Raw genomic sequence first — 12,100 nt, 5'->3', positions numbered from 1 at the left:
CTTCCCACATTATAACAATTAGTTATTTTGTATATACTCGAATTACTGTCTGCTCCTAAATTACATATTATTCCTGCGGCATAATCTGCATTGACTGTACCTTTATTATAACAATTTGTAATTGTTAACCTGTATCATCTGCAAAAGCAGGTAACTGAATAAGTGATAAAATCATAATAAGGCAAATTGCCATTGAAATTATTCTTTTCATATTTTTCATTCTCCTTTATATTGATTTTTTTCAAGAAAACTTATAAGATACTGTTCAATATATATTGAAATCACCTGTGCAGCACCAAGAAAATAACTGTCCTTAACACTGAAATCAGTTATTGTGTTTCCATTTTTGAAAGAAAATGCTTTCTTTATTTCTCTTTCAATAAAAGTAATAAGATAATTGTATTTAGGAGAATATATTTCACACTGAAAATTACATTCTTTATACAACTTAATATTCATTGATATAACATACATTTTTCCTGTTGTTTCAACATTTAAATCAGTTCGTATATTAACTTTTTCAAAAGGGAAAAAATACACACAAGAATCATGTACTATATATTTTTTATTATTAACAAAAAAGTGTTTTCCGCCACTTTTAAAAAATATCATAACCCATTTATGAGAAAAAGAGAGGTCAGTCTGGTTCTTTGACAAATCAAAACAGGAAATGGAATCTATTTTAGTTATTTTAAAGAAATCTCTTCCGCAATCAGCCATTAAGACATCTCCTTTTTCATAATACTAATCTTATATTTTGATTATACACTTTAGCTTTTAATTTTCAAATGGTATATTTTGGCGTAAAAGTGTAAAATTCCGAACTTATATTTTCACTAAAATTCCCAACTGAGTACTTCCCAGTCTTCAGGCGGATTCCCAAGATCAATAACATCTATTGGTTTTCCACCCTGCAATGCAGACTGATGTGCTAAAAGCCCCGGAATATTCCATCTTGCTACCTCCCAGATGTTTGTAGGAGATAATTTTCTTGTTTCATATGCACGGCAGAAGTCGTCGATTAGGAAATGATGTGTTCCGTTATGGCCATTATGAATGTCTTTGAATTCTTTCGGAAGTCTTTCAACAGGCTGAATTGGAGATACATCATTATACCCTGCGCCGTCCGCAATACTTTGTATTGCTTTATCATAATCACTGCATATTTCTTCATATACACTCTTTGGCATAAGTTCTTTTGTTACATCTTTCATAACAACTCTTATAGGGTCGTGGGTATTTTTTGCCACATCATCTTTATTCCATACAGCAAGATGGTGCTTTGCGACCGAAAATTCATATCCGCCGTCTGTTCCGTAAAACTGAGAAACATAAGTTTCAGGTGCTCTCCAACCAACACATCTGTTTTCACTAATTCGTGCTATGCCACCATTTGACAGTTCTAAGAGCATTGTTGTGTTAGAAAATGGATTGTTATAAAAATTTTCTCCATTTTCTCCATATACTCCGTCAATAGGTTCAACCTTACATCCTAAAGCAGTCACCTTAGTGGCATATACACCAGGCATTGCGCTTAAAACCATAGCAGTAGAGTGAGTAGGATAATACATCGGAGGAATACCCGCATATTTTTTCCAATCATTTCCGCCTGAATGAGTAAATGGTGTAATCATATTCCTTAAATCGTGATTATAGTGTGCTTCTCCATAACAGAATTTACCAAATGTATTCTTAGCCATTTCCTTTCTTATGAAAATTGCAGCTGCACGATAAAATCCTGTTTCTCCCATTGAATATGTCAATCTCGTTTCACGAACAAGTTTTTCTATTTCTATAATTTCATCAATGTTAACAGAACATGGAACCGCACTGTAAACATGCTTTCCTGCTTTCAATGCTTTAATTACCATTTCACCATGCATATATCTTTGAGTAAAGATAGCGACTGCATTTACTTCCTCTGAATTAAGCACATCTTCAAAACTATCTATAGTTTCAACTTCATATTTCAAAGCATATTCTCTCGCTCTTTCTTTTAAAACATCGCATACATATACTTTTTCCACTACAGGATGGGCCTTAAAAAGCGGTACAAAATTATTGGCGAAACTTCCACAGCCAACTATTGCAACTCTCATTTTTTCTCTTTTTACTGACATATAATTAGTTCCTTTCGTATTTAACAATTTCAAAAAACAGTTTCATATAATATCCGAAGCGGTAAATATGCCTTTATACCGTCTTTGCCTGCCTTCACATCTGTGAAGAAGTCTTTTTTCTTCAAGTTCATATATAACATTTGTTTTGTTATTAAGATAATCTTTTAATATTTTAATCGCAGTGTCAATTCGCTTTAATATCATTCCATATCTCGCATCAAGAACTTCAAATCCGAATGGTTTATAATCTTTACGCCATTCTTTTTCATGAAGCATGGCGGTATTTTCATACATTTTTTTAAGTTTCGGAAGTTCCTCATCGCATAGAACCTTCAGCGTCCTTACATCTTTGTTGTCATAGGCTTTTTTTAGATTTTCAAGGATATAGCATTTCTTTGAAAGTGTGTTTATAAATTCATATACCATCAAATGCTTATCAAACCATAAATCTTTTTTATCAACATAATTTTTGTATATTACGGAAAGATTTTTATAATATTCTGACATCGGTTTTTTATTTAAATCTTCATCTAAAAGCCCTATGAGAATATCCGCCCAGAAATATCTTTTGCCGAAATATCTGTCGTGATATGTTTTATAATCATTAAAATTATCATAATCGTTATGGAAAAGTGACATATCCATAAAAGCCTGATAGTCAGTTTTAACTATGTATGAGAAAAGTTCTTCCATTTTTTTATAATCGACAGTTTCGTTATACATCTGCTCAGCATAGTACATTGCTCCCTGTAGGCTATAAAAATGATTACTTTCGTTCCCGTCATCTGCCCAGATACTGCCTATCACTGTTTTTATCCCTATGTTTTTACAGGCTCTTAAAGCAGGTTCTGAAAGTCTCTCTGTCATTATCCCATCATTTACAAATCCGAGCCAGTTCCAGATTCCTCCCCAGAAAATAAGGTCATCACTTATTTTCTTATAACTCTTTAGAATTTTTTCATACACATTATAATCTTCAGAATAATAATTCCAGTAAACTGGAATTAAATTTTTGGGAAGTTCACTTATAACATCAGCATTAAGTTCTCTTTCCTCGCCTTCGCCTGTAGCACCTCCGCCTTGTGTTACCGAATATATTGTATCCCCGTAAATAACCGGCGTAAGTCCTTCGTTTTCGGCTATTTTGCAAACCCTTTTAAGATGCTTTAATAAAATTTCTTTTCTGTCACAGGGACCGTGCTTTTTATAATAAACGCCCGTGCCAAGATATCCCGCTTCGTCCATTCCAAGATGAATTTTCTTTGTTCTGAAAGGTTTGGAAGCATTTTTTATAAGTGCTTTTATAAAATCATAGGTATCTTCGTCATCAGAAAGAAGTATGTTAACCGTATCTCTGTACTTAATTCCTTCATCCCACTTAAGATATTGCTCCATATGCCCTAAAACCTGAATATGAGGTATAACCTCAATTCCGATTTTATAACAATAATCATCAATTTCTTTAAGTTCGCTATATGTGTATCTTCCTCTCATATAACCAAAATAAGGATATCCTTCAACCTCGTAAGTATCTTCCATATACATATAAAGTTGATTAAGCCCCATAAGAGCCATGGAAGTTGCATATCTTTTTATTGCATCTACTGTCATAACACCGTTTCTTGATAAATCAAGCATAACTCCGCACTCATTAAAATAAATGGTTTCTTCAGTATCCTTAAATTCATTTTTCAAAAAAGCAAGTGAGACTAAAGTTAATGCTCTTAAAAAAGATGATCTATGTAAATAGGTTATATAGATATTTTTTTCCTTATATTTGATAGTAAGTTTTTCGCCTTTTTGGGCATATACAGTATAACAATCAGGAATATTAAAAAAATTGCCTAAATCTTCAATCGCTTCGAGCAAGGTTTTGTCATCTACTGGTTTTATATTCATGTTTCCTCCTATATCTAATTCACATCGTTCTAATTATATATTTTCAGATTTTCAACATCATCAAATACCATTTCTTCTCTTAAATCATCATCAATTGTAAAAATGTTAATATTTCTAAGAGAAACATTTTTTGCATGTCGGAAAAATATTCCACTTGCAGGTAACACAAGGCCATGCGTCAACGATGAAGGTATTCCTTTCGGGTTTTCAGGAACAATAATCTTGCTATCTTCTTCCTTTCCTCCACCAGGTACTGTTATATATATATTTGACAAACTGATATTTTCTAATTTTTCATCAGGCTGTCCCACAACACTCGAAGAAATAACCAAAGGTTTATTATGTAACTCTTCATAAGAAACCGACGATGTATATCGAATAGGATATATATATTCATAAGGCCCTGTAGCTACTAAATTGTCAATGATTACATTCTTTATTTTCCCGATAGTAGCTCCTTCAGGTGCTCGCCTTCTATCAGTGAGCATTATAATAAATGGAGTACCAACATTTTTCATGGTCAGCCCTGTAACAGTAATCCCGTCAATTTCACCACCGTCTGCTATCTCTATAGCTAATCCTGTGTAACATGTATCATATATTGAACAATTTGATATTGAAATATTTTTAAATCCACCATTTGTTTCGGTTCCAAGTTTAATTGCGCACATTCTAGAAGAAATAATACAATTTGTTATAACGATATTTTCACACAGCTTTATTTTATTTAATGTGTACGAGCTTTTTAGCACTATACCGTCATCCCCTGATACAACATGACAATCAGATATAATCACATTTTTACAACAATCAGGGCTTATTCCATCAATATTTACATGAAGTGTCAATCTGGTAATTTTCACATCTTCACAACCTGCCAGATAAACTGCAAGGTCGGTAGCGTTATATAATTTTAAATCAGATATATCAATATGATTACAATTTTTAAATGAAAAAATCTTAATAGCACGACCACTACGCCACTCAGCTTCGCCTTCTGCCGGAACATTTTCCCATACTTCTCGCATATCAATTGTACCAAGCCCGCTAAACGACACATTTTCTGCATCCTCTGCCCAAAACATTGCACGATGGAAATACGAGTGTGAATAATCCTGATAGAGAGGATAGTCAATATCTTCTCTTGGGTCAAAGTCATCCGGATTAAGGCTTCCCAAAATTTTCACACCAGGTTCAAAAACAAAATGTATATTGCTAAAAACCTGAATGGATGCTAATACATATGTACCGTGAGGAATGTATACTACTCCTCCACCATCTTCAACACACTTATCAACTGCTGCCTTAAAAGCAAAAGTCGAATTTGTTATCCCATCATTTTTTGCCCCGAAATCTATTACGTTATACATTTTTCCTCCTAAAATCTTAAAGCACTTGCTTTGATTTATAGCTGTTATCAAATTAGAATATTTAAGATATATAATTATTTTAATTACAAAAATGAACCTTATAACACACCATATATCATTATTATAATTTTTTTTACGCTTATTTACTATGTATATATTTACAGAAACTTGGAATATTTTTACCTTTTTGTTGACAATGATATTTTTTTGTTATATTATTAAAACAAAAGAATTAAATTTTACATAAAAAACATGACATAAAAAGGGAGATTTTTATGGGAAGAAGTGCTGCTTTAGACCGTGTAAATTGCACAGATATCGCATTTCAGGAAAAAAATTACACTGAAGATTTAAGTCTTGAAATGGGCGATTTCCACTATCATAGTTGCTATGAAATATATTATTTGTTTTCGGGAGAGAGGCGTTATCTTATTGATTATGACTTTTTTGATATATCGACAGGAGATATTGTTCTTATCAAAAAAAACAAACTCCATATGACAAAACGTATTAAAAATCCTTATGGCGACAATATAAAAATATATATCGCCGAGGAAGCATTTGATAGGCTTGGCAAAAGCTCTGAAATGTTTAAGGAATGCTTTGAATACAATCATGTCGTAATCCCCACTGCGTATAAGAAAAAGTTTTTTTCACTTTTTTCAAAAATTCAGAACGAATATAAAAAAAGCACACCTTTTTCAGAACAAATTACACATAATCTTTTATACGAACTACTTGCCAATATACACGATCTGTTATTTAACGATACACAACAAATATCCACAGCACGCGAAGAAAGTAATGACACGATAACCAAAGCAATTAAATATATTTATAACCATTACAATCAAAATATCAATCTTTCAAATATAGCAAAATATGTTAACACCAATCCTTCATATTTTTCAAGAACTTTTAAAAAAACGCTCGGATTATCTCTTACTGATTACATAAACCACATAAGAATAAAGAATGCAGTTTCTTTAATAGTAAATACGGATTTGCCTATAACAGAAATTGCATATAACTGTGGATATACTGATCAAACCTATTTTTGTAAAATATTTAAAAAAATCAACGATTGTTCACCAAGAGAATTCCGAAAACAAAATCTCAGATTATAGAATTTTATTTCATATAAAACCGACCTTATATTTGTTAGTTTATCTAACTTATAAGGTCGGTTTTTTAATTGTATTTTTGTATAAATTACACTTATTTTATTGTAAGTTATATTTCGTTAATTTTAAATATTCTTACTGTATGTGGCTCAAGAGCAACTCTTATTATATCATTATTCGCTATGTCTTTTTTCGCCCATACATCACGAATTTTTGAAACATCGTCAAGGTAGATTTCCGGTATTTCTCTTGTTTCACCAACATTGAAAATCCCTATAGCATAGCCACCATCTGATAACTTTCTCTTATAAACATGAACTCGTCTATTATCACCTTCAAGTTTAATATATGGTTTAGCCGATGAAAATGCAGAATCCTGATTGATAGCTATAATTTCTTCGTTACAATAAAGAGAAAGTTCAAAATCATCAAGTTTTTCAAGAGTACTGCTTATCTGAATTGGAGAGCCCATAAATGCACGGAAGGAATATACTAATATTTGTTCATCCTCAGTAAATGTATGCCCATCTCTAAGTCCATTTTTAAACAAATCGCAAGTACCAACATCAAGCATATCAAGATCAAAGAAGTGACCTTTTTTCATAGAACAAGTATATGGTTCATACGATGAATAAATTTTCATAAAATTAGTCCACTTGCCACGTGAATCGACATTATTGCGATAACTATTAGTATATTTGCTCCAGTAGTTAACATAATCAAAAAGTGCATTAACTGTCACGCAAAAGCCAAAATCTCTTTCTGATTTTATAAGTTCTTTTCTCATAAGCTCTGCATTATATGGATCACAAGGCTTCCAATCATATTTTAGATAATCAAATCCCCAATCCGTCCATTGCATAACATTATTTTTTTCTTTTCTTATTTTACCAATTCCGGTGTTAGTTAACGAGAATATCTCTTCAGGCTCACCCTGTGTGCAGCCAGGAACATATTCATACTCTTTAGGGCTTCCCCAGGCAGTAAGCATAGGAGTAGAATATATACCACATTTTAGACCATAAGAATGAATAGTATCACACATTTTTTTCATATCAGGGAATTTTTCATTGGCAATAACAGCATCATATTCTCCACCGTATTCCTTTTGCCATCCTGAATCAGTATTTATATAGCTATAACCATATTCACATATTCCCGATTCTATCATTTTCTTTGTTATATTTTCTATTTTTTCTTGAGATACATCTGAACCAAAGGCATTCCAACTTGAAAAGCCAAGAAGAGGTGTTAAAAGAACTGTGTTTTCTTTGATTTCTAATGTAAGAGTCTTTTGGGTAAATCCAAGTTCATTTTTTGCCAAAAGTACAACCTCATAGTTCCCTTCTTTTTCTATTTTACCTGTAATTATACCATCTTTTAAAGTAAGTCCTTCAGGCAAATTTTCTGCACCATACTCAATTGGTCTTTTGCCAGTAACAGGTATTCTTAAAATAATAGGTTTATTTGGAGACGCACCATAAATATCGGCAATGTTTATTTTAGGTGCACCTTCAAAAGGTGTAGCCATAGCAATTTCAGTAAAGTGCATTATAAAACCCTCCGTTTTTAAGATTATATTTTCTTCTATAATAACACATAAAAAAATTTTTTACTCGTTTTATTTTTACTTTATTTTCGATTTTTTTTACTTTGTTATAATTTTGATAAATTCATATTTATAATATTTTAATTAAAGTAAGCAACATCTTTTATATGCTAAAGTATTTATAAAATCTTAAATATACCTGATTTTATTTCATGAATTTCAAATAAATCAAGATTTTCAAAAAAAGATAAAAAGCTATGCTTTCTATGAAGCAGAAATTTGAAGATGTATCCGAAACTAACAATGAATATATTATAAAGAGAAAATTTCTTGAGCTTATAGGAATACTTATACAGTATTATAACCAAAAAGAAAAGAAGAAAAAACAAAGTCGTAAAAGCACATTAAAAAGATTGAAGATACAAAGGCGTATAGACACATCATTAAATTACTTAAACAACACACAAAAGAAAATGACGATACTTGAAATTGCAACAATATGTAGATTTAACAATACTGTTAATTTTAATAAATGCTTCAAATTAAAATTATTTATATTTAATATAACATGCGCCCCAAAAGCATCAAGCTTACGAGGCGCATATATTTTATACGATAATCCTGAAAGAATATCTAACGATATTTTCATGTCCGATAACATTTCGTAAAACTCTAGAAAATTTCATTGTTCGTACAGGACATATCTTATTGTTCATTTTCCCCTTCTAGTTTTAAATATTCAGGTCCGTAGCAGTATTGTTTATTTTGTGCTAGCTAAAAGCTTTTTTTGAACCATGGGCATAGCCCATGGTAATCGTTAACACAAATTAGAAAACTCTTAGGAAATTTCCTAAGAGTTTTTTGTATGTTTATCATCTATTAATAAGTTTTTCGACATATTGCTTTACTTGTGACACAAATTTTTTAGCATTCTCTAATTGCAAAGTTACATCCTCTTTTAAAATCACATAAAAATCTTCATAATCTGATTCCTGGCGTATTTCAAAAGCATCCTGCACAATATTTGAATATTCTTTATCAAACAATCCGGTTTTAACATAATTTTGCTGAAAACAGGAAATAACGCCTGAATGTTTTTTTCTGTCAATGCAATCTAATGCAAACACAGCACGAACTGCATGAAATATCGCATAATAGGTTCTATTAAGTACCGCAGCATATTCTTCAGCATCCATTAAAACACATGCTGATCTGATACATTCATCGGCTCTTTCTATTCTATATAAGGAAAGGTCAATTTTACTTTGTTCAGGCATACTTAATTCCCTCCCTTAATATATTCTGATAAAAAGGCATTGCATATTGCCATTTTTCAAAATACTCTTTACTTTGTAATTTTGAAGTTAAAAAAACACCATTTTCTAGATTTATATCAGAAAACAATTCGCTATACATTGCCCTGTATTTTCTTAATTCTTCCCGGCTCATATCAACCATTATCATGATATCTATATCAGATTCTTCATCATAATCGCCACGTGCATAAGAACCATATAAAATTACACTTTGAAATTTTTCGCCAAATACTTTTTTAGAAAAATCAACAATTTTTTCTATAATCATATCTAATTGACTCTTACTACACATTATATGCACCTTCCTTTCTTACAAATATTATATCCTATTTATATAAAAAATGCAATATGTTTTAAAACACATTCTAGAGTATTGAATAAGTATATAATTAAATGATACTATTTCTCATATATAAATAAGCATAAATATTTTAAGGTATCAAAACCTATATTTTTATACGAATCTATTTATTATATCAAGAGTGTCTTTTGAAGTGAATCCCCATAATATTGTACTTAATTTATTTATAGCGGCTTTTCTGTATTTGTAATATGTTTTTTGAGATATATAAATACCGGTTTGCTCATACATATTATCAATTACATAATCTACTGAACGCGGTTTTTTCTTAGATAAATATGTATAGAATAATACCCAATAGTATTCCTCACCCAGTTGAGGATTTTCCTTAAGAAGATTAACTGCTACTTCTATTATTTTCAGCATTTTTTTATTTCTTTCAACGGTTCTTATCTGCTCGCGAATCTGAGTTCCTTCCAAATCTATGCCGACTGCCGAAGACATTTCTAAAAATTCTTCAAGATTACAATCCATTTCGAGTTCTAAACTCGTTCGGGCTTGAATGGCAGAAGTTTCTATACTCCATACCACTTCTCTGTTTTTTTTCAACAAAATCTCAGTATTGTGATACAAATATTCTTCTCGGGATAGTTTATTCTTATTTTCATTCATCTTAAATACTCCTCTCATTTATCAACACATAGATCGTGTCTAACTAATGTAGTGTAATAATGTTCCATTGTCTTTGGTGAATTATACAATGCTGTCAGAATATAACTTTGTATGTTATGTATTTTACTGGTATTATTTTCAAGACAATCAAGAACATATTCAATATGCCTATAATCCAATTTCAAAAATCTATTTTTGACAACTATCTGCGGGATTTCTCCTCCAGCAATCATCAGGTAATCTTTTTTACTACAAACTGCATCAAGTATTATATCCAAAATAGAATCTGCTTTTTCTTGACTGTAATTCTCACATACAAGAGCATATTCAATATTTTTAGCAATATCTTTTTTACATTTCTCACGCATTATAATCTCATTCTTCACATCAAGTTTCGTAGAGCATTCTCCATCTTGATTAGATTTGATAAGATTATTATCGCTAATATTATTATCACTTATATTAGTTTCATTTACTTCTGATTTTCCGAAGACATGACTTCGGTTTTTCAGAACCCTAGACTTCGGTTTTTCAGAAGTCAAGACTTCGGTTATATCTGAAAGTCCGGATTTCGATTCTTCGGGAACCTGAAACATGTCACTATTTCCTTGCGAAATGTCTTCATTAGAAACTACATTTGAATTAAAATTCATTACATAAATTATTATTGGTTTCCCCATCCCTTGAGTTCTTCTTTTTATCAAACCACAACCTTTTTTGTCATCAAGTTCAGCAAATAATTTCACCCCTTTATCTTTACCTATTGATAAAAATTCCATAGCTTCTTCAAGCTTAAAAAAAATATATACTCTATTTTCTTCATCCACCCAACCATTTTTAATAGATAAAGACATTCTATCAAGCAATAATCCGTAAAGAACCTTAGCTTCTGTCGAAACACTTTTAAATCGGTCATCAGTAAAAAGCAATTTAGGGATCCTGTAAAAATTAAACTGTTCAGCTTCTTTACCATAGTAAAAATCAAATTTATTACAAGTAAATTTACTCATAATATCCCCTCCTTAATATAAAATAACATAAAAATAGACATCATTTTTGATGTCTATTACTTTAAAAAAAATATTGATTTTAATGGAATATCACATACAATTCTTGACTAATTTTTTGACTAACATTTTGACTAAATGACTAACATTTTGACTGACTTTTTATGGTTTATTACTGTTTATTACTGAACACTCCAAACCCGCATCATTACTGGCTTTATCGTGTCAAACGCTGTCATTTCAGGCACTTGCCCAAAAACCTATTTAAAGACTCTTAATCAGGGTGTCCAGGGTTCGAGTCCCTGATGGTGTACCAAAAAAGCACTTGTGAAATCAAGTGCTTTTTTAATACACACATTCTCCGTTTCACTTCGACGGATGGCGATGTTCTCTTCGTTCCATCCCCATCTCGCAGGGACTTTAAACTATGAAACAATTCTTTGGGATTGTTTCATCACGTTCAAACTGATGGTGTACCATTATAAAACCTTCAGAGCATCAAGGCTTTAAAGGTTTTTTATATTTTCATATATTTATACTATTTTTGGCACCAGGACACAGCCCAGGACACATTTATAAGAACATCACGAAATTCTAAAAGACAAAGGCTTAATAATTTCGGATAACCTTGTTGTGTTAATGCACAATAAAAAAAGATACCGATTAAATAAACAGTATCTTTTTTGTAAAAAGCAATTTAAATTACAATCCCAAATATTCTTTTGCGTTATAATAACATATA

The 12,100-nt window shown here is 31.2% G+C and carries 11 protein-coding genes; 2 read left to right on the top strand and 9 right to left on the bottom strand.

Annotated elements, in window-relative coordinates:
• Nucleotides 1–216: 216 nt before the first annotated feature.
• From E7419_07670 to E7419_07655, 4 genes are all read right to left on the bottom strand, one after another.
• Nucleotides 217–720: a hypothetical protein gene (locus E7419_07670; protein ID MBE7015059.1), complete on the bottom strand. Its 504-nt coding sequence runs from the start codon at nucleotides 718–720 to the stop codon at nucleotides 217–219.
• 116 nt (nucleotides 721–836) lie between these two features.
• Nucleotides 837–2,120, bottom strand: a complete 1,284-nt coding sequence (locus E7419_07665) for a Gfo/Idh/MocA family oxidoreductase (GenBank protein MBE7015058.1) — start codon at nucleotides 2,118–2,120, stop codon at nucleotides 837–839.
• Between the two features lie 42 nt (nucleotides 2,121–2,162).
• The gene (locus tag E7419_07660; GenBank protein MBE7015057.1) at nucleotides 2,163–4,019 is read right to left on the bottom strand and encodes a beta-N-acetylhexosaminidase; all 1,857 of its coding nucleotides are present in this window, start codon (nucleotides 4,017–4,019) and stop codon (nucleotides 2,163–2,165) included.
• Between the two features lie 29 nt (nucleotides 4,020–4,048).
• On the bottom strand, nucleotides 4,049–5,389 hold the full coding sequence (locus tag E7419_07655; protein MBE7015056.1) for a hypothetical protein: 1,341 nt from the start codon (nucleotides 5,387–5,389) through the stop codon (nucleotides 4,049–4,051).
• A 275-nt stretch (nucleotides 5,390–5,664) separates the two neighbouring features.
• Here E7419_07655 and E7419_07650 point away from each other — a divergent pair, with 275 nt between their 5' ends.
• Nucleotides 5,665–6,516, top strand: a complete 852-nt coding sequence (locus E7419_07650; GenBank protein MBE7015055.1) for an AraC family transcriptional regulator — start codon at nucleotides 5,665–5,667, stop codon at nucleotides 6,514–6,516.
• Nucleotides 6,517–6,622: 106 nt separating this feature from the next.
• Here E7419_07650 and E7419_07645 read toward each other — a convergent pair whose 3' ends face one another.
• Nucleotides 6,623–8,065, bottom strand: a complete 1,443-nt coding sequence (locus E7419_07645) for a hypothetical protein (GenBank protein MBE7015054.1) — start codon at nucleotides 8,063–8,065, stop codon at nucleotides 6,623–6,625.
• A 263-nt stretch (nucleotides 8,066–8,328) separates the two neighbouring features.
• On the opposite strand from E7419_07645, the gene E7419_07640 reads away from it, so the two are divergent.
• Nucleotides 8,329–8,730 carry a hypothetical protein gene (locus tag E7419_07640; protein MBE7015053.1) on the top strand — a complete coding sequence of 134 codons (402 nt, stop codon included), beginning with the start codon at nucleotides 8,329–8,331 and terminating at the stop codon, nucleotides 8,728–8,730.
• 204 nt (nucleotides 8,731–8,934) lie between these two features.
• On the opposite strand, the gene E7419_07635 is transcribed toward E7419_07640, so the two are convergent.
• The 4 genes from E7419_07635 to E7419_07620 form a co-directional block, all read right to left on the bottom strand.
• Entirely contained in the window at nucleotides 8,935–9,339 is a 405-nt protein-coding gene (locus E7419_07635) for a HEPN domain-containing protein (GenBank protein MBE7015052.1), read from the bottom strand.
• A complete protein-coding gene (locus tag E7419_07630; GenBank protein MBE7015051.1) occupies nucleotides 9,332–9,670 on the bottom strand; it encodes a nucleotidyltransferase domain-containing protein in 339 nt (112 codons plus the stop codon). The genes E7419_07635 and E7419_07630 overlap by 8 nt, the downstream gene beginning before the upstream one ends.
• Before the next feature lie 162 nt (nucleotides 9,671–9,832).
• Entirely contained in the window at nucleotides 9,833–10,351 is a 519-nt protein-coding gene (locus tag E7419_07625) for a hypothetical protein (GenBank protein MBE7015050.1), read from the bottom strand.
• A gap of 14 nt (nucleotides 10,352–10,365) precedes the next feature.
• Complete coding sequence (locus E7419_07620) at nucleotides 10,366–11,361, bottom strand: replication initiator protein A (protein MBE7015049.1); 996 nt, start codon at nucleotides 11,359–11,361, stop codon at nucleotides 10,366–10,368.
• Nucleotides 11,362–12,100: the final 739 nt, after the last annotated feature.

This window comes from Oscillospiraceae bacterium (assembly GCA_015068525.1).
Classification (GTDB): domain Bacteria; phylum Bacillota; class Clostridia; order UMGS1840; family HGM11507; genus SIG450.
This window is presented reverse-complemented; position numbering and strand designations above follow the sequence as displayed.

What these genes read in the sequence shown, in the direction of transcription:
- E7419_07620 (MBE7015049.1), bottom strand. Translation starts at nt 11,361, where the DNA reads ATGAGTAAATTTACTTGTAATAAATTTGATTTTTACTATGGTAAAGAA.
- E7419_07635 (MBE7015052.1), bottom strand. Translation starts at nt 9,339, where the DNA reads ATGCCTGAACAAAGTAAAATTGACCTTTCCTTATATAGAATAGAAAGA.
- E7419_07630 (MBE7015051.1), bottom strand. Translation starts at nt 9,670, where the DNA reads ATGTGTAGTAAGAGTCAATTAGATATGATTATAGAAAAAATTGTTGAT.
- E7419_07640 (MBE7015053.1), top strand. Translation starts at nt 8,329, where the DNA reads ATGAAGCAGAAATTTGAAGATGTATCCGAAACTAACAATGAATATATT.
- E7419_07625 (MBE7015050.1), bottom strand. Translation starts at nt 10,351, where the DNA reads ATGAATGAAAATAAGAATAAACTATCCCGAGAAGAATATTTGTATCAC.
- E7419_07650 (MBE7015055.1), top strand. Translation starts at nt 5,665, where the DNA reads ATGGGAAGAAGTGCTGCTTTAGACCGTGTAAATTGCACAGATATCGCA.
- E7419_07660 (MBE7015057.1), bottom strand. Translation starts at nt 4,019, where the DNA reads ATGAATATAAAACCAGTAGATGACAAAACCTTGCTCGAAGCGATTGAA.
- E7419_07670 (MBE7015059.1), bottom strand. Translation starts at nt 720, where the DNA reads ATGGCTGATTGCGGAAGAGATTTCTTTAAAATAACTAAAATAGATTCC.
- E7419_07645 (MBE7015054.1), bottom strand. Translation starts at nt 8,065, where the DNA reads ATGCACTTTACTGAAATTGCTATGGCTACACCTTTTGAAGGTGCACCT.
- E7419_07665 (MBE7015058.1), bottom strand. Translation starts at nt 2,120, where the DNA reads ATGTCAGTAAAAAGAGAAAAAATGAGAGTTGCAATAGTTGGCTGTGGA.
- E7419_07655 (MBE7015056.1), bottom strand. Translation starts at nt 5,389, where the DNA reads ATGTATAACGTAATAGATTTCGGGGCAAAAAATGATGGGATAACAAAT.